Below are 23,763 nucleotides of genomic sequence, written 5' to 3'. Positions count from 1 at the left end.
GATGTTCGCGTCCAGGAGACGAAACGAGATGAATACGATGGAGGATCTACTTGGCGCGATGTGGCTCATTTCACCGCTCGGGCTCGCGATGATAGCCTGCGTCGCGATCGGCTTCGCGGTCACCGCGCGCGAAGCGCTGGGACGCGAGCGCGGGCTTCGCGAGGCGCGCGAGCACGTGCATGATGACGAGGAGGCAGCCCTCACCGATGCGAAGGAGCAGGCCGCGGGCGAGCGGGACCGATACCGGCGCCTTCTGGACTGTCATGTCGACGCGGCGCTCGCGGAGCTGACAGACGCCCGCACGCGCCCCGTCCCCTGGCCAGGAAGAGTCCTTGAGTCGTTCTGCGCGACGATGCCTTCGTGGAGGAGAAAGCTGGCCGAGAGCACGGGGTTGGAACCGAGGGAGGTCGAGCGGCTGCTGAGGAGCGACCTTCCCATGACGCCCGGCCTTGCCCGGCAGCTGGAGGCCTTCACCGGCACGCCTGCTCGGTACTGGGGGCGCCTGTGGCAGCTACACGAGGATTACAGAACGGACGCAGAGGAGACCGTGGTGATCCAGGTCGGCGAGCCCGTCACCAAGCGCGAAAGCTCGGCGCGTCCCGCGTCGTCGCCGGCGCCGAGATCGGCGCCGCCGACTCCGCCGACGGTACCTCCCCGCGCGCTCGACGTTCCTCCGCCCGTGGTGCCGTCTCCCGAGCTCGCGGCCAGGAGCACGCGGGCGAAGCTCCCGCCGCCTCCACAGCCGCGGCTTCGGTCGCCGCTCCCTGTCCGCACCGCCACGGGGGCGGAGCTCGCCCGTCGCGCTGCCACACTGACGAGCTTCCCGCTACAGCGCGACGAAGGCGGGGCGAGCTCCGCCAACGCCTCCGATTGGGAAGACGTAGAGCGTTCGCCGCTGAACACGACCCTTCCGGGAGTCGGGCGCCATGGGTGAGCGCCGCCGTGCCTCGCATTCGGCGGACGTGGGCATGCGTCCCGAGGTGGGCGTTTTATTCGATGCCATCGTGCAGCACAGTTCCATGATCAGGGATAGGCTGCGCCGGCTCAAGGTTCCAGAGTGCGACCGAGAAGACGTGTTGCAGAATATCCTCCATTCTGCATGGAGAACCGTCGAGACAGGAGGGTTCCATGCGCGCGAGCACCTGTCGATGAAGGAGGCTTTGAGACGCTGGCTGCATGTGGTCGTTTGGCACCATACGACGCACTACAGGGAGAACCAGGACCGGTGGGAGAAAGGCCGCGATTCGTACACGAATTCGGCGATCGATGGCCACCTGCCGCCGCCGTCTGGACAGGTAGAGGCGCAGCTCAGTCTCCGCCGCTTGGAACGGATCGATCCTGCGCTGCGCGACGCCGTGGTGGACTCCGCTTTGGGCCGCACCGCGGAGGAGATTGCGGCCGAGCTTGGTCAGAACCCCAACACGATTCAGGGGCGCCTGGCGCGCGATAGAGAGCAACTCCGGAGGGCGCTGCGCTTGCACGATGCCCCGACGCTGCCCGCCATCAGGAGCATGTTGGCGAGCATGCCACCGCTACGGGAGCTGAGCAGCTACGGCTGACGTCTTCCTTTGGTAGCGGACGCCTACGGGGAAGACCGCGAGCCGGTGCCGCATGAGGGCGGATACGCCGCATCGTCAGATGACGGGCGAGTGCCCGAGGGGGACCATAAAGCCATGGGTCGTCCGTCGAATGAAGACGAGCGAGCCGCCGCGCACGCGCGCCTGTTTTGCCCGGCGCAGCTTCGTGCCGTGCTGCGCTGGCTGGGGAGGCTGGGGGTCCCACGGTGCCATCGTACCGACGTCGCAGGCCAAGTCTGGCTCAACGCCTGGGAGAGCTGGCCCAGGTTCGATCCGAAGCGCGGCAGGCCGGAGCGCTGGTTGAACGCGATCACCGTACACGTTGCCTCGCACTATCACGAGCGGTTGCAGCACCGCAGGGAGGAGCTCGTCGATTGGATCGATGTGCCCGATCCAGCGCCGGATGCCTCTGCTGCGATGGAGTCCGACAGCATCCGAACGAGCGCTGTCGACGCTGTGAACGAGCTCGATCCAAAGCTGCGATTTGTTCTCGTGGCACACGATCTGGAGGGGATCCCGATGGCCCAGGTGGCAGAAGACGCGGGGTTACCTCTCTCTACGCTCTACAAGCGACGCACAAGGGCCATCGGTGCGCTGCGCGACGCCATCGGACTTCGAGAAGCCAGGAAGCTCTCCACCCGGGGAGCGCGGTTGCGATGAGTGTCAAAGGTCTGATTGTTCACCTCCGACGTGACTTGGATGACCATGAGGCCGAGCGAACAATCGACGCTCTCATGACGATTAAAGGGGGGTCATCAGGGTGTCACCTGTCGCAGCCGGCTACGAGGACGACCAGAACCGGTAGCGGGTCAAGCGAGATCTGCTCGACAAGACCCGCGCGCTTCTGGGCGAAGAATAGGCGCCGAGCTCGGTGCCGGCGAACCCGCGTCCGAGGGCGTCAGGGCCGGTGGTGTTACCCAGTCCGTCGACCCGTGCCGTCGGCCTCCGCTTCCACGCAGCGGGAGGGGGCGCCGATGTCGCGCCCGAATGCCTCGCCCGCCAGCGCAACGCGCCCGTGCGTGACCAGGTGGCCGACTCGACGGCACGCAGTTTGCCACGGCACTCAAGCGCTTGAACGGTCGGCGGGGGCATGCACACTCGCGATCGCTTGACTTGCGCCCGCGCGGATCTGGCTCCGCGGAAGCAGAGTCCGCTCCAGGGCGAGGTCTCGCCGGCTCGCGCCACCTGCAGCTCGGAGATCCAGGGGTCGGCCTGTCCAAATTCACGCGGTTTCCGAGGAGCGTCGACAGCGTCGCCGGGGGTCATCACGGCGAAAGCTTCGTCGCCCGCGCACGCTCCTGGTGCTTGCCTCCGTGGCACAGGCCTACCGCTTGCCGGCATCGCTTTCCCGATTGCCTCCAATCGACGACGTAAGCCATGGTGACCGTACAGACGTCGACGAGCACGATTATTTATCGGACGGCCCAAAACAGACAATTCATACGGATATCCATTTGGCTGCTTCTCGATCATCTAACGCGCTGCCCCTCAGCCGCGGATCTTCCCTTGGCGGCATGGCAGCGAACCCAAGCGGATGCTCACGAATTGCCATAGTTCACCTCAATATCAAGCACATGTCGAGGTCGGGTTCGCCCGGAGTCTCCTCGTCCGAACGCGAGAACTTCGTCTTCTGAGCTTCCGATCCAGACGCCAATAACGAGGTCTACAAGAAACTGCTCCAGAGGAATCGCCAAAGATCGAATTTGGTGATAGCCGATCGTGAAGGTACCCTGCTTTCCGCGATCGCTTCCGTCTAGAAGCCCATTGAGATATCGCGCCGGAACAACGAGCACCTGCCCTGACGCTGCCACCAACCAATACACAGCCGTCTGACATCGCTTGATCACGTCACGGAGCTGCCTTATTTTGATCACCCAGGAATCCGCCCGCTGGGCGAAGTCCGGTCTGGTAAACGGGCCACTGCTCATGATCGCGCGGTGCGCCATCGCCTCTTCGGCAGCGATAGCGAGCGACTTCTTCACCTGCACCAGCGTCACCGATGCGAGACGCAACTGCCTGGGCACCTCGGCACGAGTGAGGACGGCCACGTCGCAGCCCCACTCTGGCTCATCGACATGCTTTGATGCTGGCTTATGTTCCAAGGTGATGCGTCCGTGCTGGGCGGGGGCAAATGAGCCGACAAGCGCAGTGAGTGTATATTGTTGCCCTCTAAACTCAGCAGCAAGGTGCGTAAGAAGCACACCGGTCAGGGTCTCTTCATCCGCCGCGCCCCACGCCTCTACATCCTGGGCGAACCAGCTCGCGGCGCGCCGGAAAGCGTCATCGGTAGCATTTTCGAGCCCGGGGTCGGCGATCCAAGTCCGTGAACGAACGGCCAGCGGTTGCGGGAAAATGGGTGTCCCATCAAGCAGGCGCGCAGCGAAGGATAGGAGTTGACGACTCGTTGCAGCGGTTGGTGCCTCTAGACCCCGGAGTGCAGCCTCGATGCCGCGGGCCCGGTCACGAACGATCTCCTTTGGATCCATGCATGCTCTACTGAGCGCGTTACGAACAGGACCTCCGTTCAACACTTGACTGAATGTAACGGCCTCGGCACACCCGGCGAGGGAGCCCGCGCGAGCGAGAATCCAGCGAAGAGACTCAGCCCATGTCACGGGTGCTTCCGTCGCCAGGTCAGCAATATCTGGCCGGAGCGCCGTAAGCTCTGTGCGACGCTTGTAGGATTCTGCCTCATAGCGAGCCAGTTTTCGCAGGCAAGCCCACAGTTTCGCTTGCGGCACGAATGCGTCCAGTGAGTCGTCGTCCATCTGCACGAAACCAAGTCCATTGAGCGCACGAGAAACGGACTCCCGCGTTGGCTCACACCGACTCTCGTCGATCCATAAACCGCATTCGTAGCCGATGACGAGACGCGCGGGGGCGAACACGCGAGCCGCCGCATGTCGACGGAGGCCGGAAAGGTTGGTCCACCTACGCGTCCATTCATCGGCAATATCCCAACGGCGTTCGAGTGCCTGCCAAAGTTCGGCGGGAGCGTTCTCGAGAATCGCACGAGTCAGGAAGGAGTAGCCATCGTCCAGCTTCTCTAAATGCTTGAGTCTCTCCGCGTCGTCCTTTCCCAGCGCTGACCATACGCAAAGGGCCTCGCTTACGTTGAGCGGACCTCCGACGCGAACAATATGCGCCAAGAGGGCCTCTACACAGGTGCGCGGCAGGGGAAGCGGCTCGTGCACTATTCGATTGATAACACCCACGCGATCGGTCGGCGCAAAACGCGCCGTTGTTAGGAGGGCGCTCCACTCGCCGACCGTTGCAAGTGCTTCGAACCGACGCCGATCCTCGCTGACGCGCCTGAAATTGTAGCCGAACAGTTTATCCTCCGGCACTTCATCTGCATACCATTCACACCAATGATTCTGGTCCCCCGAAGCCCAGGCAATCACCGATTTGCAAAGAATTTCCGCAAGGAGCCCGCGAAATCTCTTACCCGCGGCGTCGCCGCTCGCATCGAATATTTCCAGGACCAGCGTGTTCTTGTCATCCGTACCGCTAGATATGTATGCCCGAACATCTTCAACGCTGGCGCTCTTAACGACATTGTCGTAATTGGCCGGACCCGCGCCATCTCCATTGATGAGCGACAGAACGCGTGCGCTTGCATCCTGGGCGTCAGCGGTTTCAGCAGCATTCGCTCCTGCGATCCCCATCGTTCCATCTTCGACCATAGCGTTATCTCCGTGTCGCCTCGCATGTTTCAGAGAGTATGACCGAGTGACCGATGTGCCTGAGGGCGCCGGCCATAGAGCTCGCGGCTCGCCACCGCCGGGCCCTCGGCGTCGTCGGTCTCATGAGGAGCCATCAAGCTCGAGGGGCGCTTGCGCTCGGCCGGCCGGTCGATCCGCAGCAGGCGTGCGCTCGAGGATGCGGTCAACACGTTGTTCGATCGCGGCGAGTTTGGCGTCATCCGTCTCGGGGCCCCGGACAGCCGCTTCTGCGTCGATCGCCGATATATCCGATCCCAGCCCTGGTGCCCCTCCTGCGCATCGTGGAGAGGTAGCGTAGCCGACGGCCAACCCCACATGTCAAGCCTTCAGGCCACTCGATCGAGCGCAGCGTTGCGGTGCGTTCGTGGAGGCGGCGACGTTGCTGGAGATGGCGACGTCACGTCAGCAGACGGCCCATGCCTCGTCGACGGAGGGAGAGCGTCATCCTGCCATCACATGAGATCGCGCGGCCGAGAACACCTCACGGCGGCCGACCTCGTGATGCCCTCTCCTGCCCCGAGGTCGAGCCCTCAGCGGTGCGCCCCTCGGCCATCGCCCACGCCGCCATGCAGGCGTCACACGCAGCGCGGCTCCAGGCCGCCGAAGGGGGCCGGGGCGAAGCGCCTGGAGGCGAGCGCGCACGGTGCCAGCTGCGCCAGGCGACGGCGGAGTTCCTCCGACGTGTCCGGTCGCGCGGCCACGGTCGGCAGGTGCGGGAGCCAGCAGGGTCGACGTAGCGGACGCCACATTGCCATGTTGCCTTTCCCGTTGATGAACCTCGCGACGGTCGACGAGACACGTGCGCTCATCGAGCACCTCGCCGGCGTGGGTACGAGCGTGTCGGGGTGGTCGGCTTCGGCATGGGCGGGGCCTCGGCGGCGCTGGTGGCGGCGGTGACGGAGCGCCCGCGCGCGCTTGCGCTTCTCGCCGCGCGGCGCAGCGTGGTGCCGGTCCTTACCGAGGCGATGCTGTCGTGCAGCATCGGGTTCGAGGCACTCGGCGGCGTGTCAGCGACGCGAGCGCGGCTCGGCGCCTTCTTCGGAGCCGCCGACCTCGACCGCCACCGGCGCCGCGGCGGCTCGACACCGCCATCCTCGGCGGCGCGCGTCGCGACGGCGGCGTATACCGCGAGCAGGTGGATGCGCTCCATGCCCTGAAGGGCGAGCGAGCTGCGGTGGCTGGATACCGGGCACGCCGGCGCGATCGTCTACCACGCGGAGGCGCTCCGTGCGACACGCGACGCGATGGCTCGGCCCATCCTGGCAGCGGGTGCCCAGGAAGCGAGGAGTCGCACGCTCTCCATGTAGACTTTTCCTGTCGAGAACGACGATACTCGCCGAATGCAGCCGGGAGACGTGCTCGGAGGCCGATTCGAAATCGTGGGCCAGGCAGGGGCGGACATCATGGGAGGCGTCTTGCAGGCGGGCGATCGGCTCTCGGACGAGAGCGTCCCCGTCAAGGTGCTCCTTGATGAGCACTCGGGCGACGACGTCGCGTTTCTCTCGCAAGTCCAGGATGCTCGCGGATCTCTCCCACTCCGGCATCGTGCGCCACATGGCGTACGGGAGCAGCCCCACGGGCGCGCTATGGCTCGTCATACGGGGGCTCGAGGGCGAGGATCTCGAGCAAGGGCTCCGCCGTCCGCCGCTCACCATGCTCACCATGGACGAGGGGAGCGCACTCTCTGCGTGCGTCGCCGACACGCGCATGGCGGTGGTCCACGCCCGCGGCGTCCTCCGCCGCGATCTCACGCCGAGCAACCTGTTCCTCGTGAACCGCGACGTCGCGCGCGCGAAACTACTCGACATCGGGATCGCCGGGATCCCTACGACCACGCCGCTGACGCAGACGGGCGTTGTCCTCGGGACCTCGGCATACATGGCGCCCGATCAGGCGCAGAGCGGGCAGGATATCGATGTCCGCGACGACGTCGTCGCGCTCGGCTGCGTGCGGTTCGAGTGCCTCACCGGCCGGCCGGTCTGCTCCAACGGGCACCTGATGGCTGTCGTTGCTCGTCACCGCGCCGGCCAACGTGGGCAAGTCGCGACTCGCGTACGAGATCGTCCGCCGCGTCCGGCAGCGCAACGAGCCCGTCGCGGTCTGGATCGGCCGTGGCGACCCGCTCCGAAGGGGCGCTGCGTTCGGGATGCTCCGCACGGCCATCCAGAGTGCGTGCGGGATCCGCGACGGCGAACCGATCGAGGTACGCTCGGAGGAGCTGCGCACGCTGGGGGCCGAGCGCATGCGCGCGCATGATGCGCAGCGGATGGTAGAATTCCTCGACGAGCTCCTCAGCATGCCCTTCGCCGACGAGGATAGCGTGCTGCTGCGCGTCGCGCGCGACGACGCGCGGGTGAGTGGCAACCAGATGAGGCGGGCCCGGCGCGATCGCGTGTCCGCTTCGTCCACCGCCTCACTCCCGGCGTGGACTAATAGGCTGCCGTCTTCGACGACGTTATGCCGCCCGCGGAGTCGGGGGAAGCACGCTTATAAGGCGCAGACCCTAACGGGCTGCCGGCCAGCGGAAGGGCGTCAGCTCAACGGAGCCGAAGATGAGAGAAAGGACAGGCTTCGCGCGTGTGTGATGAGCGCGCCGGTTTTAGTCCGACCAGGCACGTGCCAAAAAAAATACAGCATTTCGACGCCAGGAGGACGTGATGAAAAGGCCATCGGAGAAGCGGGATTGGAAGGAGACTAAGCTCTGGACGACGCTGGAGTCACTTAAGAGCGACGATGCAACCGCGACACGGCAGCTTCTCGCACACGACCGGTGCATGCCGAAGATCCAGCGAGTGCTCGATCAAGGAGGCACACCGCTCCTTGACTTCACCTTGCATGATGCAGGCCACGCCTTCCGCGTCGCCGAGCGCATGGCCGAGGTAGTCCCGCCGGACGTCCTGTCGCAGCTCTCGGGGTACGAGCTCGGCTTGCTGCTTCTCTCCGCATATTTGCACGACATTGGGATGACTCCTGAGCGGTCAAAGTTCGTTGCGCACCGAGCTTACCTTATCACTGGCGAGCGGGGCGATTTGACGGAGTACGAAGTAAAAATATTTCAGCGCACGCTCGATGAGGACGAACGGGGCATCGAGCCACCTCTGACGAGAGGGAGGCCCACGAACGACGAGCTCCAGCTCGCGGACGAAATCGTGATGTATTATTGCCGCGAGCGACACAACGACTGGAGCGGAGAGTGGATCGAGAATCACCTACGCGAGCTCGAACCACCGCTCTACCCGGACTGGGCGAAGGATCTCGTCACCCTCTGTTGCAGCCACCACGAGGGTTACCAAGACCTTCGAAGCGAGCGCTTCGACCCGATGCTCCGCGGCGTGCGAGCCGTCCCCGTTCAGCTTCGCTATCTCGCCTGCGTGCTCCGAGTCGCCGACATCCTAGAGTTCGATCCAGAGCGCACACCGGATGTTATCCTGCAGCACCGAGACATCGCCCCCGATAGCCGCATTTACTGGGCCAAAGACCAGGCAATCAGCTTTCGAATAGCACGCAATAAAAATGAGTCGATAGCGCATATTGCCATAGCTGCTCGACCGAAGGATGCATACTTACACCGAGCCATCGAGCAGACCGTGGAGGGCGTGAACATCGAACTAGAGACCTGCCGTCGGCTCGCCGAAGAGCAACCGTTCAAGGTATGCCCGCACCATCCCAGGGACCTGCCGCACCATTGGGATCTCCCCGTCAGCATCACGCCGGACATCCGGCCACAGCACGGGAGTTACGAATATATCGACGGTGCGTTCCGGCCCAATGTCAGCAAGGTCCTGTCCCTACTCTCAGGAGTCGAACTATACAAGGATCCTATCGTCGCTGTCCGAGAGCTCATGCAGAACGCGTTCGACGCGGTCCGGGAGAAGATCGCACGTGAGCGACTTGACCTGCCCGATCCCATGGACCAATTCGATATATTAGCCCTGCGAAAGAGGCACGAGGTCGCGCTGAGGGTGGAGTCGCATAGCGACAAACATTGGCTGGTCTGCAAGGACAACGGCGTAGGTATGACCAAAGCGATCATTCGCGACCACCTCTTGGTGAGCGGCATCGCGCGTCGACACGATCTCGTTGACCTTGAGCGCAGATGCAGAGCAGCAGGCTTTTCCATCGAACGCACGGGCCAGTTCGGAATTGGTGTACTGAGCTATTTCATGCTCGCCGATCGCATAACAATCGACACGTGTCGCGACGGGAACATATTGAGCCCACCAGAAGGAGGCTGGCGATTCGAGACAGAGGGAATTGGCCGATTTGGTCAGCTAACGCCAATTCAGCGCACGTCACGACCTGGCACAGAGGTGCGCCTGCGCCTCAAGAAGAACATCATAGGAGAGGATCTCGCAAAGTGGACAAGCCGATTCGAGCAATATGTGACCCGGACTCTGGCAGCGGTGCCCTGCCGCTTCTCGTTCACGCGGCACGACGGCTCGTCGTGGAATCTTTTGCCGGGCTGGTCAGCGACGGATGACAGCCTTGCGCATATTATATTAGAAGACATCAATCGAAGAAAGGAAGACCTAAACCAAATCCATGGGATTCCGAAGAATTGGTGGTCGGAGGGCACGAGCGCTGACGCAGAAAGCTCACGACAGTGGATTGAGCGGCTAGAAAAAGACGCTCGGTCCAATCTAATGTGGCTTCGCAAGGAAATTGACTTACCAAGCGGCCTAGGCAGAGCTCGCCTGACCATGCCATATTTTAAGTTGCCCGGCGGAAATTCTCTAGCCTTTATGCGAGCAAAGACAGACGGGCGTGGATTCTGCGTCGAGAAGCTCCTAGATGACAAACATGTGTTCTTGCCCCCGGGCATGGTGGTTCTGGCCGCCTGGAACGGGATGAGAACGGAGCTAAATTTGCCGACACGATGGGATGCCCCTCATGTCATCGCCGAGCTCGACCTGATCGATCGAACGGCAATAAAGATCGATGTGGGCCGTTTCGAGCTTGAAGTGGCGGGACCAGCGTTGCGGCAGATTTATGCGCATATCATGCAGGTGGGTCGCGATATTATTAAAGAATTTATTGACAATAACCGATCGACCGTTTATGCGACGCTCAATCATGCGGCTGCAAACGTTCCACTGCTGGTGCCAATAGAGCCTCATTGGATGTTCTTTGGCGACAATGTCGCGCGATGGCAAGAATTCTCGTTTCCCGTTGCGGAGGCTGTTGAGTTTTTCTGGCACAATCATCGCCAGCAGGGGAAGAGTGGTCGTCTGCAAGGAATTGGACGATGGAACGGGCGTGATGTGCTCTTCCTGGAGCTGATAGGGAGTGTCGGAGATAGTAATCAACTTTCGTGGCATGCGCCTGCGCATGCTCCGCATCGGATCGTTCTTCACGAGAATTCTTCCGGCGTCGGATTGTCAGGGCTCTGGCTCGATGGTCGTGTTGACACACAACGATCAGATCTTGAGGAGTCGTTGCTAAATATCTCAATGCTGACAAGTGATTTCCCGCCATCCTGGAGCCAGGTGCTACTGGTGTCATTCGACAACACTAAGACGCGGAGGCAGGCGGTAGTGAACCGCGCAAACCCAATAATACGTGCCTTAGATCCGTCTGCATTGCGTTGGTTGCGGGACGCAGGTCAGTTTCCTGTGATTCCCAGAGAGGATATTACGTCGAATCGGGCTCGCGCCGCCGCCTGGTTGCTCGATGTCCTCCGGCATACGAGCAGGGACGGCGAAGAGGTGTGGAAGGCACTTACGGAACGGCATTCTCAGTTAGTCCATGATGTGTGGCAGCTTGTAGTGGGCGCTCCAGACGTCTCAATTTACCTTTGGGAACAGTACCGAAATCAGCTCGTGCGCATTGTGCGCCCGGGGCATTGGGAAACTAGATCGGACACCGAGTCCCTCATCCGTAGCCATGAATCGATGCTTCATGATCCTGGCCTAGAATGGTGGATTGAGCTGCCAGATGCGACACCTCGCCGGCGACGACGCCTTAGAGCGCCGACGGGTTCGAAACCCAGGAAATCCTAGCACTTCGGAGATCCCTCCCCAAGGTAAGCAAGGAGCTCGGTTCGCGGCGACCGAGACGCCGTCAGCCCGTCGTCGTTCAGCCGATCTGCAGCGGGTCCGCCCGCGCATATCTAATGACCAGTACGGGCTCCTGAATGGCCAGCTACCGAAGGCAATGGTGCCAAACCGTCGTCAGCTCGCTTAATTCTCCCGGCATTCTCTGTCGCTTCGCACGGTTCGGCCGGCCCCGAGCGCCTTTTAAATCTACAGCAGATCCAGAGGGAGCGCTCATGGACCTCTCCGTGGGCGAGGGCGCCTGCTCCCGCCGGCGTTGTGGGTCAGCGGATCCGCGGCGAAAAGCTGTCCGTCCTCCAGTGGCGCACAACTGGCGCCGGTGTCCCCTGCGCGGGAGCACGGCCACCAGGGCAGCCGCGTTCCCGGCGGAGTAGAGACAGACCGTCCCGATGTGGCGGGCTACCGTCGGCGCGCGCTTGCTCGGCCCTCCAGTGCCACCGGCAGCCCGAGCAGCTGACCGATCGCCTCATGAACGACCCGGGCTGCCTCCACATCCCCGAGGGCGACGGCTCGGCTCAGAGTGCTGGCGAGCGAGGCGACGACGGCCGCCCGAGGCGGCGGATGGACCATCGCGAGCTCCCCGGGCCCGTGGTCCGGCGGTTGGGCCCGGGTTGGGTCCATGCCCTTCGAACCCGTGCGATCCGGGTTCACGTCTCTCGAAAACCTCGGCGAATGTGACGGATCGCGACGGTTCGCCACCGCAGGTTCGTTCCGACGGCATCCGGGCGAGATTCGCATCACGGGGCTCCGTGATTCAGTCACGCACCCCCGCCTTGAATGCTGCTGCTACCCACTCGCGGATCGAGCAGCCTTCCTCCCAGACCTCCGGGCGTACGGCATACCGGAGAGCGTTCTCGTTGCGCAGACCGACCTCGCTGGTCCGCGCTTCCTCTACAAGCTCCCACGTGCCCCGCACGAGCGTGCCGACTTGAGGAACCAAGTGTGCGAGCGAAAGCACATCCTCGATCGACCACGGCTCGTCGAGGCGCTCTTCGGGAATCCCTCTCAGGTCCACGACGCACAAAATGTATCGATCCGCTCGCTGCGAGGCCGTCTCGGCCTGTTTGGGTGTCAGTTTCGCGTCGCCATGCGTCGTCGCCTTCACCTCGACGAAATACGAGCCGACCTCCAACCTGCTTGCTGCGTCATCAAGGTCTCTGCAGGAAACATCGAAGTCATAGCCGACATCGACGACCTTTACCGTCAATTTCTGCGCCTCGAGGGCTAGCTTGATCGCGGCCTGAACGTCGAGGCCGAGCGTTCGGCAGCGCGCAACGTCTTGCGCACGCTTCTTCCTCACCTGGAGTTCTGCCTCCACTTCGACGAGCGTCTCTGGATTGGCGCCGGCGAGCTCCACGATGCGCGCAAGACGGTCGCGGAGCTCTTGTCGACTCTCGTCATCATGTGCGGCAAGCAGCTGCAGGTCGAGGGCGTCGAACCCGAAGAAGCGACCGAGGAACTCAAGCGCAGCGACGTTTCCTCGAAGCCACGCGGGGTCTAAGAGGGATTTCAGCGACTCAGGCGTGGGCATCACCTGACTTGTCCTGCCTTCGTCGCTCCGCACAGGCACCCACGCTCTCGCCCGGAGATCCGCGAGCCAGAGCGCCCCCCTCACCGTGATCGGAACGTCGGCACCGGAACGGCGACCCACTACTACGCGCTCATTCCGCCATGAGGTGTCGGCTGGAGCCATGTAGCAGAGGGCCAGCCCGAGCAGGGAGGCGGCTTCGTCTCGTTCCTGGCATCGAGGGAGCAGCTCGTGCAGGAGTGCGATCTGCGTGAACTCCTCGCCATGGACTTGGACGCCCTCCGTCTCCTCGCCCTCGATTGCGAGGCAGCGGAGCCGATCGTCCTTGATGGGGTCGGCGGGCCTCATCTTGATCAAGGGCTCGCGGAACGCGATGCCCCAGCCAATGAGCGCCGCGACGATGTTCGTCCCGACATACTCTGGTGCGAGCACGCGCTCAAGCGGATACGCGGCGTGAAAGGTCCGTGCGCGTTCGTCCCAGGTCTCGACGGGAGAGATCATCTTTCGCTGGGCTGACGTACGCGCAAACGTCCCGTCATGCGCCAGCAACGGCACGCGGGCGGCCAACGAGGTGGCCGCGTCGCCTTTTTGCGCAAGGTAGTCAAGGAGCCGGATGCTCGCGAGGATGAGCGCGCGATTTGAGTCGGAGAGTCGCTCGGCCTTCGGAAATTGCTTCTCGAGCAGGCGTACACACTCGTCGAGAACGTCGTCCTCCGCCATCGCGACGGGAAAGGCGGACTTCAGGACGCTCTCGACATGCCCGAGCGACTGCTCGCGCGCTATCTCGAGGATCGTCAGATCGACCAGCCGCGACCGGACGCCGCATCCCAGGGAATCGGCGATCTTCTTTAAGGCATCAGGGATGCCGTCGTCACGCTTGAGGTCCTTTCGAGGGACGAGCGCCCCACTCTGGTTCGGCACCATCCGCTCCACGAGGTCGGCGTTGACACCACGACCAGCCCAACATTCACCGACAACGTCCAGGAACCGGGCGATCCACTCCCGCTTGTCACAGCGGACGCTCAAGTCCTCGATCCGCTCTGCATCGCCACGTACATACTTGGCGAGCACGGCGAGCCCGACCTGGTTCACTTGCACGCCAAGGTCGTGCCATCCAGAAGCAATCGCCGCCCATGCGTCAGCTAGTTCAGCGACGGGCGGGCACAGATCCTCGGCGTCATCCACAAGAGGCCACAAGCGGTTCATGGTCGTGCCGTCGGAATGCGCGTCGACGAAGTCCGCGAACCAGTTGCCGTCCGTCCCCTCGACCGACGCACCGAGGCCGTTCCTCGTCGCCACGATCGGCAGCCGGACCAACTCGTCCGCTAGAGAACGCATCTCCTTCGTCAGCCAGTCGGTCTCCTGCTCGTCCTCCTTGTCGGCGAAGGACGATGGGGACGGTGCTGCACGGGCGAGCCAGTGTCGGTCATCCCAGCCTTCCTTGTAGGCGAGGCGGACGAGCGGCACGACTGCGCTGACCGACAAGTGAAAGACTCGTTTCACCTCTTCCTTATCCAGGAGTATGCGGCGGCGCTCCTGATCAAGATCGAACGGCGCGTCCAGAACGGCGTTGATGGGCAAAAACGTCGAGGACCGGATCGGGTACCGACAGAACACACGTGGGAAGTCGTGAGCGGGTAGCTGCAGCCGCCACCGGCCCTCGACATTGAGGAGAACCGCGAGTGCAGCCTGGTTCGGAGATGAGGCCGCGGCGACTCGAACGGCGCGGTATTCGGCACCCTGATCATCTCGCCGACACGAGAGGGGGCGTTCGTGCACCAGCGCAGCATCCATGGTGCGTGACGTCATGGGCCCGGCTTCCCACGTCTCCGGGGTGCCGCTTTCGGTCTCGAAGGTCACGCGACCGAGCCGCTCACAGGTCGCGAACAGATACGGCACGGCACTGCGAAACGAGGCCATGCCGAGGTGGAGCGTCGCGGAATCGTCGGTAACGTACGTGAAGCTGGCGGAGGGAACACCGTCGGTCGTCAGGAGCGGACTGGCTGATCGAATCGCGGCATCGCAGGCGGCGATGTTGGCGACGATCGATTCCTCATCCCCGCCGCGATCGAGCATGAGTGCGAAGCGTTCGAGGCCCTCGCCCGTCGCGAAGATCCCAGAGACGGTCGTCCGTGGGGCAAGCACGTGGGTAACGAGGAAACCGGTGCCGAAGCGTCCGGTGGTGTCCTCGGACTCGAACTCCTTGCTGGAGCCTCCTGAGAGGAGCGCCGCCAAATCCCTCAACGTGAAGAACGCGCCATCGTGCTCGAAGACGAACTTGTCGCCGTTCTGACGGAGGCGTACCTCGACGCGGTCGCAACCTGGGCGCGGGCCCGCGTCGAGTGCGTTCTGTAAGAGCTCGAAGGGCCACCGGACTCCGGCGTCGTGGCGGCTGCCTCGGGCGTCGTTGATCTTCGACCGGATGTGCCTCGCCTCATTGCGGACGAGCTGATCCTCACGAACATCGCGGTAGTCGGTCAGGGCCTTGTCGCTCATTCTGGGCTTGCCTCGGAGAAAATTCGATCCGAGCCCTCCGCTATTCCCATGCTTCCATGGTCTGGTGTTCGCGTTGCTTGGCGGCCGATGAACGCCGGCTGCTGCATAATGCCGGGTTGAGCTGCGAACGGCGGATGCAAGCGCGGCGGCCAAGGAACGACGTGCGCAGCGCCGCTGTTCGTCAGATCCGACCCAAAGGTGGGCGCTCTTTTTCCAACCTCGATCATGCTGTCCGAGGCTCCTTATACCGGTCCTTCCCGGCTTGATAGGATGCGACAGATGCGACGTATCGATTCCACGCATTCTCGATGTTCGACGCTAATTGTGGGTACCCGGCGAAACCGTCAGCGACGCTCGGGAGGAACCAGCTGGCAATGACGCCGTGACAGAGTATTTCAATGTCGAGTCCCCCGTTAGCCTTTCGCAGGCCCTTGGCGATATCGTAGGCTTCTGTATCATACTCGCTCGGGCCGCCCTCCGCGATTCCAATTGGGTCATGCTTGAGCAGAATTCGCTCTATCTCCGCGAACAGCACGCAGAAGGCGTAGGAACGTGCATCATCAAGCTCCGTAAGTGCTTCCGCCACGAGTTCCTCACGCGCTTTTGTTTCTCCAAAAGTCAATACGCCACTGGCGATTTCGCGGATAAGGCGGTCTCTGTATGCGCGCACTTCTTGAGGATTAATGTTCTTAGACTGGCGCGTTGTGGAGTCGTACTCATCATGATGCTCCAGGCAGAGCGGAACGAGATTGTCCACTGCGTCGTTGCTTGAGTTGCGGTCGATGTGGGCGAGCTGAAGCCTCTTCCGCGAGCCATTGCCCTCCAGATAAACACATAGGCAGCATCTACGACGTGTTTTGACCATTAGATCGGCGACGACGGATTCGCTGAGCGCTTTTCGAGGCATGTCCCTCCCTTTTCATCGTGGGTAGATAGCGTAGCCGACGGTTAACCCTGCTTGTCAAGCACCCCGGGGGCCGGTCATGCCGGCTGCGCGCCACATGTGGCGGCGTTCCTACCAGGAAGAAGTAAGGGGATGGCAACCCGGATTCACGCTCGGACTTGCTGCGCCATTGACCTACATGTAGAGTGATGGTGGACGCGGTGCCGGCAATTTCACCCTGCCGGGCAGCACTGCGACTTTCAAATGCGCCCAAGAACCCGCAATTTCTGCGGACAGTGCGTTTGCGGTAGGGCGCGAGATCGTCCGCGTGGCGTCCGAGCGCTCGGCGGCGAGGCCCTTCCCGTCGTCCGTATCGAGCTCTCCTGTCCTGAGCTCGATGCGACGGCGATGCGCATCGGGTCGAGGAGACCTCGCGACTCGGCTACGAACGCGGCGGAATGCGCCGCATCGTGCGCGCACGCGTCGTGTATAAGGCCGAGAGGCCGGGTCCGCACCTTCCGGCGAATCGGAGGGGGCGGTCTATGAGAGGATGGGCTGCCTGATGAAAAGAGCGGGGTCTCCCGGGTGCGGCGCGGTGGCCGTCTCCTTTAACTCGGATCCACGGGATTGGGCGTGGGTCGGCGTGGCAGTGCGCGTGCTCGTCGGCATGGGCGCTCCGCCGCGGCGCCTCGCTCCTCCGCGCGCCGCGCATCCTCGACGGCGCGGGCAAGACCGGCCACGGTGGGCGACTCGAACAGCCGGCGCGCGGGCACGTCGGCCTGCAAAACCGTCTTCACGCGGAGGAGCACCTGCGCCGCCAGGGTGGAGACAGCCGCGATTGCCCATGGAAGAGGGTCACAGCGGGGACAGCCGCGATCGCCCATGGGAGAGGGTCACAGTGGCGACAGCGGTGATTGCCAGGACCGCACCATCACAGCCCGGCCCCCGCCGCGGCGCGCGCTGAGATCAGACCCCGCGCGGAAAGTCGCCCTGCGGCGGGATGCGCGGGTCCTGGGTGGGGTCGGGCGAGGGCGGCTCGGGTTGCTCCGGGCCCGGGTCGCCCGGGTTGGGCGGCAGCGGGTCCTCGTCGTCGCCGCCGGGTACGTCCGTCTTTGCGAGCTCATGGGTGCGATTGTTCATGGCATTCTTCAAGTGCAATTCCCGATCCATTGTAATTTTCACGCTGGACCCCACGGACGCCGCACGGCTTGACGCCGCGCCCCGGCCTCCGTGATCTGCGGCAGGCGTGCTCTCGATCCGCCACGACCCGTTCCCGCTGGAGGCCGCCCGCGACCTGCTCGGCATCGTGCGCGCGCTCTACGCCGCGGCGCGCGCGCGCGGGGCGGGCGTGGCAGATCTCCACGCCATCGCCGCGGTCGGCGACGATCTGCGGCAGGCGATCGCCCTCGCCGCGGCCCACCCGCCCGGCACGCTCGGCTTCTCGTCGGCGTGGACCCGCGCCGAGCGCGCGGCGGGCCGGGTCGGCGAGCTCGCGGACGCGCTCGCGCCCGCGGCGCCGATCGTCCGCGCCGCCGTGGCGCGCGTCGGCGGCAGCGGCGTCAGCGGCGTCACGCCCGGGTGAGCGCCCCCGCGATGGGGTGATCCGGCGGGATGGGCCAGGCGAGGGCGCGCGAGGCGACCGCGCAGTACGCGGCGAGGCGCTCGCGCGGCACCGGGGCGCGCGAGCCGAGGCGACCGAGGTTGTCGATGAGCAGCTCGAGGCAGCTGTTGCCCACCCGCTCCCCGACGCCGAGCGCCGTGGCGTGGACCCGCTCGACGCCGCACGCCGCCGCCCAGAGCGCGGCGGCGAGGCCGAGGCCGCGGTCGTTGTGGCCGTGCCAGTCGAGCTCGATCCGGGCCGCGCCCAGCGCGGCGAGCTCGCGCCGGGCGAACGCGACGAGCGCCGCGACCCCCGGCGGGGTGACATGGCCGGTCGTGTCGCAGAGACAGAGGCGCGCCGCGCCGGCGTCCACGGCGGCGCGGAAGAGCGTGTCGAGCATGGCGGGCGGCGAGCGGGTCGCGTCCTCCGCGACGAGGCAGAAGGGCAAGCCGGCCGCCGCGGCGGCCCGGCCGGCCGCCTCGACGCTGCGGGCCAGGAAGTCGGGCCCCCACCCCTCGACGAAGTGCCGGATCGGCGAGCTGCCGATGAACGCGTAGACCACGATCGGCGCCCCCGTGCGGTCCGCGACGCGGGCGACCTCCTCGATGTCCGCGGCGATCGTGCGCGCGGCCGCGGTCAGGGCGAGCGGCAGCCTGGACGAGGCGATCTCCCGGGCGAGAAGGCACGCGTCCTCGAGCTGCCGCGGCCCGGCCGCCGGGATGCCGAGGTTCACCGCGTCGACGCCGATGCTCGCCATCGCGTGGAGCAGCTCGATCTTGTGCGCGCTCGGCGGGTTGACGGTGGAGACGCCCTGGATGCCGTCGCGCAGCGTCTCGTCGAGCACCTCGACCGGCCGGGCTCCCCGGCCGAAGGGCAGCCACGCCTCGGCCTCGGCGCACGCCGCAGCCCAGGCCTCGGCGGGCACGCCGCCCGGCGGCAGCCGGCGCTCCGCGGGCGCGGGCTCGGCGCGATTCCAGTCGAACAGGGCCGCTGCGCCGGGCTCCCGGTCGTCGGGGCTCATGCGCTGCATGTCATCTCGCGGGGGCTCTCGGCGTGGCGCATGCGCGGCGCGCCGCGTCGAGCCGGCGCGGGGGAGAGGTTACTTCATGTCGGCCGCCGGAGCAGGTCCCGATCTCCGGGCCCGCCGCGCGCCCCGGCTCACGGCGCGCCCGATTTGCCCTGATCGTCGCTCCAGACGTCGACGTTCCCGCGCGCCTCGAGCGGGCCGCGCTGCGGGCGGCCGGACCCGCATTGCGTGCGGGGAGCGGCAGCGTAAAAAGCTGTTCCAGGAGCAACCTGCTGCTCCGGTACACCTGCCGCTTCAGGAGCTTCGATGACCCACATGCCCCGCTCGACGACGACCTCGCTGGCGCTCCTCACGATCGCGCTCTGCGCCGGCTGCTCGCCCTCCGAGCGCAACTTCACGTCGGGCGCGGGCGGCGAGGGCGGCGGCGCAGGCCACGGCGGCGCGGGCGGCGAGGGCGGCGGCGGCGCGGGCGGCGCAGGCACCGGCGGCGGCGCAGGCGGCCACGGCGACGCGTGCGCCGCGCCGGAGGACTGCCCCGCCGCCGAGAACGCGTCGCCCACGTGCGAGGCAGGCGTCTGCGGCGTCGCTTGCGACACCGGCTTCCTGGACTGCGACGCCGCGGCCCCGGGCTGCGAGACGCTCGCGCGCGACCCCGAGCACTGCGGCGCCTGCGGCAACCGCTGCGCGACGGAGTGCGTGGACGGGAAGGAGAGCGCCTTCTGCAACGACCCGGTCGAGATCTCGGCCGGCTATGCCCACACCTGCGCGCTCCGGCGGGACGGCAGCGTGTGGTGCTGGGGCAGGAACACGTTCGGCGAGTCGGGCAAGCCGGGGAGCGACCCGGTCTTCCCTTTCCCGGCGCAGGTCGCCCTTCCCGGCAAGGTCCTCCACGTGGCGGCGGGCGGCGGGTTCTTGCGTTCGGGCGACTCCGGCGCGGCCCCTCCCGCGCATACGTGCGCGATCATGGAGGACACGACGGTCACCTGCTGGGGGCACGGCACGACGGGGCAGCTCGGCATCGGCGGCTTCCCCGCGTCGAGCGCGCCGGCGCGGGTGCCGAGCCTGATCAACGTCGTGCAGCTCTCGCTCGGCGCGGCGCACTCGTGCGCGGTGAAGACGGGCGACGAGCTGTACTGCTGGGGCTCGAACCAGGAGGGCCAGCTCGGCAAGGGGGAGTCGGGGCAGTCCGAGTACATCACCCCGACGCTCATCCGGAGCGACAGCCGGCAGGTCGCGAGCGGCCAGGATCATACCTGCGCCATCAAGGCCTCCGACGGAGGCCTGCTCTGCTGGGGCCGGAGCTTCGATGGCCAGCTCGGCACCGGCTCGCAGGAGAGCGCGTCGTCGCCGGTGCCCGTCCTCGCGCCGCTCGCCGCGGGCGTCGAGGAGGTGGTCGCGGGCGACCGGCACACCTGCGCGCGCAAGGGCGTGGAGGTCTACTGCTTCGGCAACGATTACAACGGCGCGGTGGGCGCCGATCGGTACGGGCCCGTGCTGGAGCCCACGCTGGTCGTGGTGCCTCGGGCGGCGCACATCGACGTGGGCCGCGAGCGGAGCGGCGCGGTGTCCGGCGAGGCGCGAGCGCTCAAGATGTGGGGGGTCGGCCCCCTCGGCCACGGCGAGGGTGGGCTGTCCTCGCAGCCGGTCGACGTGCCCCTCGACGGCGTGGCGCAGCTCGCCGTCGGCTATTACCACACGTGCGCTCTGAGGACGACCGGCGAGGTCCTCTGCTGGGGCGAGAACACCCAGGGACAGCTCGGCGTGGGCCTCGAGGTCGAAGAGCAGCTCTCGCCGGTCGCGGTCAAGCTCGCGCCCTGAGCGCGACGCTCACGGGCCGCCTGCGCGCTCCGCCGGATCGCGCAGGAGCTCTCCTCGCGACAAGGGCCTTGTCCGGCGGTAGAGTGGCCGCCTTCCCCCCCGGAGATGAGACGATGAAGACAACCGCGTTCCGTTCCGCGCTCGCGCTGGGTGCCCTGCTCCTGGCCGTCCTCGGGTGCGAGGAGAAGAAGACGGCGACCGCGCCCGAGGGGAGCGCCGAAGGCCGGGTCTCGAAGCTCTCGGTCGCGTCCTATGACCCCACGCGCGAGCTCTACCAGGAGCTCAACCCGGCGTTCGAGCGGTGGTACAAGCAGACGACAGGCAGGGATGTCGACGTGGAGACCGATCACGGCCCGTCGGGCAAGCAGGCGCGCGACATCGCGGCCGGCAAGGAGACGGACGTCGCCGCCCTGTCGGTCGACTTCGACATCGACACGATCGCCAAGGCGGGCCTGCTCCCCGCGACCTGGCGCGAGCGCCTGCCGAACGGCTCGGTGCCGTACACGTCGGCGGTCATCTTCCTGGTCCGCAAGGGCAATCCCAAGCAGGTGAAGGCCTGGGAGGACCTCGCGCGGCCCGAGGTCGTGTCGCTGTGCCCGGATCCGAAGACCGGCGGCGGGGCGCGGTGGATCTATCTCTCGACCTGGGCGCACGCCGCGCGCAAGGCGAAGGCCGAGGGCCGGCCGGACGCGGAGGCCGAGTCCACGGCGCGCGAATTCACGGCGAAGGTCTATGACGACGCCATCCTCGACCCGGCCATGCGCGGCTCGTCGACCCGCTTCATCCTGCAGCGCACGGGCGACGTCCTCTTCGGCTGGGAGAACGAGATCCTCCAGATCGCGGCCGATCCGGCGACGACCGACCAGTTCGAGGTCGTCGTCCCCTCGGACTCGATCACGATCGAGGTCCCGCTCGCGGTCGTCGACAAGGTCGCCGAGCGGCACGGCGTCAAGGACATCGCCGAGGCGTACGTCCAGTTCCACTTCTCCGACGAGGGCCAGGAGCTCATCGCGAAGCGCTACAACCGCCCGTACAGCGAGGCGATCGCGAGGAAGCACGCCGAGCGGCTCAAGCCGCTGTCGCTGTTCCGGTTCAAGGACCATTTCACCGACTGGCCGACCGTGATGAGCGTCCATTTCGGCCAGGGGGCCGAGCTCGACAAGATGCGGAAGAAGTGATGTCGCGCCGCGCGCGCGTGCTCCCCGGGTTCTCGCTCTCCCTCGGCGTCGCGGTGCTCTACCTGAGCCTCGTGGTCCTCTTGCCGCTCTCCGCGCTGTTCCTGAAGACGGCGGAGCTCGGCTGGGAGCGGTTCCTCGGGGTGATCACGAGCGGCTGGGTCGCCTCGGCCGTGCGGTTCACGCTGGGCGCCTCCCTCGTCGCTGCGCTCCTCAACGTCGTCGTCGGCCTGCTCATCGCGTGGGTGCTCGGCCGGTACACCTTCCCTTGCTCGCGCCTCATCGACGCGGTGATCGACCTGCCCTTCGCGCTCCCCACGGCCGTCGCCGGCATCGCGCTCTCCACGCTGTATGCCGAGAACGGTTTGCTCGGCGGGGCGCTCGCCGGCGTGGGTTTCCGGTATCCGTGGCCCGCGTGGCGCGGGTTCGCGCACGGCGGGTGGGGCGGGTGGCCGATCGAGTGGACGGTGTACGACAGGATCTCCCTGGCGCCGCTCGGCGTGGTGATCGCGATGGCCTTCGTCGGGCTGCCGTTCGTCGTGCGCACGGTGCAGCCGGTGATCGAGGACCTGAGCCGGGAGGTCGAGGAGGCGGGGGCCACGCTCGGCGCCAGCCGGCTCCAGATCTTCCGCGCGATCGTCCTGCCCGAGCTCGCGCCGGCGCTCCTCACGGGGTTCGCGCTGGCGCTCGCGCGCGGCCTCGGCGAGTACGGGTCGGTGATCTTCATCTCGGGCAACCGGCCTGATACAGAGATCGCATCCCAGGTGATCATCAAGATGATCGAGGTGAACGAGACGGGCACCTACGCCGACGCGACGGCGGTCGCGGTCCTGCTCCTCGGGGCGTCCTTCGCGCTCCTCCTCGCGATCAACCTGCTCCAGCGCGCCGCCGCGCGCGCCCACGCAGACAGGGCTGCGGGCTGACCGCCCGCGGCGCGGCCGATGAACCCGAGGCACGAGAGGCTCGCCGCGCGCTCCCGGGCAGGCCATGCGGACACCGGCGGCGGTCGCGGGGCGCGCCGGCTGCTGATCGGCCTGTGCGTGGTGCTCGTCGGCGTGTTCCTCGTCCTCCCGCTGGGGGTGGTGTTCTGGCATGCTTTCAGCGAGGGCCTGAGCGCCTATGGACAGGCGGTCTTCGATCGCGCGACGTTCCGCGCGGTGGAGCTCACGCTCCTCACCACGGCCATCGCGGTGCCGCTCAACACGCTCTTCGGCGTCGCGGCGGCGTGGGCTGTCACCAAGTTCGAGTTCCGGGGCAAGAGCCTGCTCGTCACGCTGATCGATCTGCCGTTCTCGACCTCGCCGGTGGTCGCCGGCCTGTGCTTCGTCCTGCTCTTCGGGGCGAGCGGGTTCTTCGGCGCGTTCGTGAACAGGACCTATGCGGTGAGCCTCGGGTTCACGAGCCTCGAGGTCTCGACCCGGATCATCTTCGCCCTTCCCGGGATCGTGCTCGCCACGGTGTTCATCACCTTCCCGTTCGTCGCGCGCGAGCTCATCCCGCTGATGCAGGCCCAGGGGACCGAGGAGGAGCAGATGGCCCGCGTCCTCGGCGCGAACGGGTGGCAGATCTTCTGGCGCGTCACGCTGCCCAACATCCGCTGGGGCCTCCTGTATGGCGTCATCCTGTGCACCGCCAGGGCGATGGGCGAGTTCGGCGCCGTGTACGTGGTCTCGGCGGGCTCGTCGGATCAGGTGACGCTGCCGCTCCACGTGGAGCGCGTCTACTACGCCAACATGGTCCGCGTCGTCCCCGCGTTCGCCGTCGCCAGCCTCCTCGCCGGGGTGTCGGTGATCACGCTGGCCGTGAAGGCGGCGGTGGAGTGGCGGTTCAAGGGCGAGCTGAAGAAGAAGGACGGCGGATAGGTGGACATGCGCTCGGGCG

At 65.9% G+C, this 23,763-nt stretch carries 15 protein-coding genes and 2 pseudogenes; 11 read left to right on the top strand and 6 right to left on the bottom strand.

Annotated features, from left to right (window positions below; genetic code table 11):
- Positions 1-70: 70 nt before the first annotated feature.
- Positions 71-265 carry a hypothetical protein gene (locus WMF36_RS44165; RefSeq protein ID WP_437576866.1) on the bottom strand — a complete coding sequence of 65 codons (195 nt, stop codon included), beginning with the start codon at positions 263-265 and terminating at the stop codon, positions 71-73.
- 661 nt (positions 266-926) lie between these two features.
- On the opposite strand from WMF36_RS44165, the gene WMF36_RS44160 reads away from it, so the two are divergent.
- Positions 927-1,559, top strand: a complete 633-nt coding sequence (locus WMF36_RS44160) for an RNA polymerase sigma factor (protein WP_437576865.1) — start codon at positions 927-929, stop codon at positions 1,557-1,559.
- 114 nt (positions 1,560-1,673) lie between these two features.
- Positions 1,674-2,237, top strand: coding sequence for a sigma-70 family RNA polymerase sigma factor (locus WMF36_RS44155; protein ID WP_437576864.1), 564 nt, complete (start codon positions 1,674-1,676; stop codon positions 2,235-2,237).
- Between the two features lie 878 nt (positions 2,238-3,115).
- On the opposite strand, the gene WMF36_RS44150 is transcribed toward WMF36_RS44155, so the two are convergent.
- Positions 3,116-5,263, bottom strand: coding sequence for a hypothetical protein (locus tag WMF36_RS44150; protein WP_437576863.1), 2,148 nt, complete (start codon positions 5,261-5,263; stop codon positions 3,116-3,118).
- A gap of 869 nt (positions 5,264-6,132) precedes the next feature.
- Between WMF36_RS44150 and WMF36_RS44145 the strand changes: the two are divergent.
- From WMF36_RS44145 to WMF36_RS44130, 4 genes and pseudogenes are all read left to right on the top strand, one after another.
- Positions 6,133-6,459: pseudogene (locus WMF36_RS44145) on the top strand (alpha/beta hydrolase family protein); the annotation flags it as partial.
- 313 nt (positions 6,460-6,772) lie between these two features.
- Positions 6,773-7,243 (top strand): annotated as a pseudogene (locus WMF36_RS44140) (protein kinase domain-containing protein); the annotation flags it as partial.
- A gap of 67 nt (positions 7,244-7,310) precedes the next feature.
- Positions 7,311-8,000 (top strand): hypothetical protein, encoded by a 690-nt coding sequence (locus WMF36_RS44135; protein WP_437582063.1) that lies wholly within the window; start codon positions 7,311-7,313, stop codon positions 7,998-8,000.
- Between the two features lie 76 nt (positions 8,001-8,076).
- On the top strand, positions 8,077-11,301 hold the full coding sequence (locus tag WMF36_RS44130) for an HD domain-containing protein (RefSeq protein WP_437582039.1): 3,225 nt from the start codon (positions 8,077-8,079) through the stop codon (positions 11,299-11,301).
- A gap of 808 nt (positions 11,302-12,109) precedes the next feature.
- On the opposite strand, the gene WMF36_RS44125 is transcribed toward WMF36_RS44130, so the two are convergent.
- The 3 genes from WMF36_RS44125 to WMF36_RS44115 form a co-directional block, all read right to left on the bottom strand.
- The gene (locus WMF36_RS44125; protein ID WP_437576862.1) at positions 12,110-15,379 is read right to left on the bottom strand and encodes a sacsin N-terminal ATP-binding-like domain-containing protein; all 3,270 of its coding nucleotides are present in this window, start codon (positions 15,377-15,379) and stop codon (positions 12,110-12,112) included.
- A 223-nt stretch (positions 15,380-15,602) separates the two neighbouring features.
- On the bottom strand, positions 15,603-16,286 hold the full coding sequence (locus WMF36_RS44120) for an HNH endonuclease signature motif containing protein (RefSeq protein ID WP_437576861.1): 684 nt from the start codon (positions 16,284-16,286) through the stop codon (positions 15,603-15,605).
- 942 nt (positions 16,287-17,228) lie between these two features.
- Positions 17,229-17,402: a hypothetical protein gene (locus WMF36_RS44115; protein WP_437483769.1), complete on the bottom strand. Its 174-nt coding sequence runs from the start codon at positions 17,400-17,402 to the stop codon at positions 17,229-17,231.
- Positions 17,403-17,508: 106 nt separating this feature from the next.
- Between WMF36_RS44115 and WMF36_RS44110 the strand changes: the two genes are divergently transcribed.
- A complete protein-coding gene (locus WMF36_RS44110) occupies positions 17,509-17,844 on the top strand; it encodes a hypothetical protein (RefSeq protein WP_437576860.1) in 336 nt (111 codons plus the stop codon).
- On the opposite strand, the gene WMF36_RS44105 is transcribed toward WMF36_RS44110, so the two are convergent.
- Positions 17,831-18,883, bottom strand: coding sequence for a 2-isopropylmalate synthase (locus WMF36_RS44105; protein WP_437576859.1), 1,053 nt, complete (start codon positions 18,881-18,883; stop codon positions 17,831-17,833). The genes WMF36_RS44110 and WMF36_RS44105 overlap by 14 nt on opposite strands.
- A 312-nt stretch (positions 18,884-19,195) precedes the next feature.
- On the opposite strand from WMF36_RS44105, the gene WMF36_RS44100 reads away from it, so the two are divergent.
- From WMF36_RS44100 to cysW, 4 genes are all read left to right on the top strand, one after another.
- Positions 19,196-20,707 (top strand): hypothetical protein, encoded by a 1,512-nt coding sequence (locus WMF36_RS44100; protein WP_437576858.1) that lies wholly within the window; start codon positions 19,196-19,198, stop codon positions 20,705-20,707.
- A 113-nt stretch (positions 20,708-20,820) separates the two neighbouring features.
- Positions 20,821-21,885, top strand: coding sequence for a sulfate ABC transporter substrate-binding protein (locus WMF36_RS44095; RefSeq protein WP_437576857.1), 1,065 nt, complete (start codon positions 20,821-20,823; stop codon positions 21,883-21,885).
- On the top strand, positions 21,885-22,805 hold the full coding sequence (locus tag WMF36_RS44090) for an ABC transporter permease (protein ID WP_437576856.1): 921 nt from the start codon (positions 21,885-21,887) through the stop codon (positions 22,803-22,805). The genes WMF36_RS44095 and WMF36_RS44090 overlap by 1 nt, the downstream gene beginning before the upstream one ends.
- Positions 22,806-22,823: 18 nt before the next feature.
- Positions 22,824-23,744 (top strand): sulfate ABC transporter permease subunit CysW, encoded by a 921-nt coding sequence (gene cysW / locus WMF36_RS44085; RefSeq protein WP_437576855.1) that lies wholly within the window; start codon positions 22,824-22,826, stop codon positions 23,742-23,744.
- Positions 23,745-23,763 lie beyond the last annotated feature (19 nt).

The sequence above is a fragment of the Sorangium sp. So ce887 genome (assembly GCF_051521455.1).
In the GTDB taxonomy this organism is placed as follows: Bacteria; Myxococcota_A; Polyangia; order Polyangiales; family Polyangiaceae; genus Sorangium.
Note: the sequence above shows the minus strand (reverse complement) of the source record. Positions and strands in the feature narration are given on the sequence as shown.

Excerpts from the sequence above, each read along its gene's own strand:
- WMF36_RS44120 (WP_437576861.1), bottom strand. The coding sequence starts at position 16,286 with ATGCCTCGAAAAGCGCTCAGCGAATCCGTCGTCGCCGATCTAATGGTC.
- WMF36_RS44090 (WP_437576856.1), top strand. The coding sequence starts at position 21,885 with ATGTCGCGCCGCGCGCGCGTGCTCCCCGGGTTCTCGCTCTCCCTCGGC.
- cysW (WP_437576855.1), top strand. The coding sequence starts at position 22,824 with ATGAACCCGAGGCACGAGAGGCTCGCCGCGCGCTCCCGGGCAGGCCAT.
- WMF36_RS44105 (WP_437576859.1), bottom strand. The coding sequence starts at position 18,883 with ATGAGCCCCGACGACCGGGAGCCCGGCGCAGCGGCCCTGTTCGACTGG.
- WMF36_RS44165 (WP_437576866.1), bottom strand. The coding sequence starts at position 265 with ATGACAGTCCAGAAGGCGCCGGTATCGGTCCCGCTCGCCCGCGGCCTG.
- WMF36_RS44130 (WP_437582039.1), top strand. The coding sequence starts at position 8,077 with ATGCCGAAGATCCAGCGAGTGCTCGATCAAGGAGGCACACCGCTCCTT.
- WMF36_RS44150 (WP_437576863.1), bottom strand. The coding sequence starts at position 5,263 with ATGGTCGAAGATGGAACGATGGGGATCGCAGGAGCGAATGCTGCTGAA.
- WMF36_RS44125 (WP_437576862.1), bottom strand. The coding sequence starts at position 15,379 with ATGAGCGACAAGGCCCTGACCGACTACCGCGATGTTCGTGAGGATCAG.
- WMF36_RS44155 (WP_437576864.1), top strand. The coding sequence starts at position 1,674 with ATGGGTCGTCCGTCGAATGAAGACGAGCGAGCCGCCGCGCACGCGCGC.
- WMF36_RS44095 (WP_437576857.1), top strand. The coding sequence starts at position 20,821 with ATGAAGACAACCGCGTTCCGTTCCGCGCTCGCGCTGGGTGCCCTGCTC.
- WMF36_RS44160 (WP_437576865.1), top strand. The coding sequence starts at position 927 with ATGGGTGAGCGCCGCCGTGCCTCGCATTCGGCGGACGTGGGCATGCGT.
- WMF36_RS44115 (WP_437483769.1), bottom strand. The coding sequence starts at position 17,402 with ATGAACAATCGCACCCATGAGCTCGCAAAGACGGACGTACCCGGCGGC.
- WMF36_RS44100 (WP_437576858.1), top strand. The coding sequence starts at position 19,196 with ATGACCCACATGCCCCGCTCGACGACGACCTCGCTGGCGCTCCTCACG.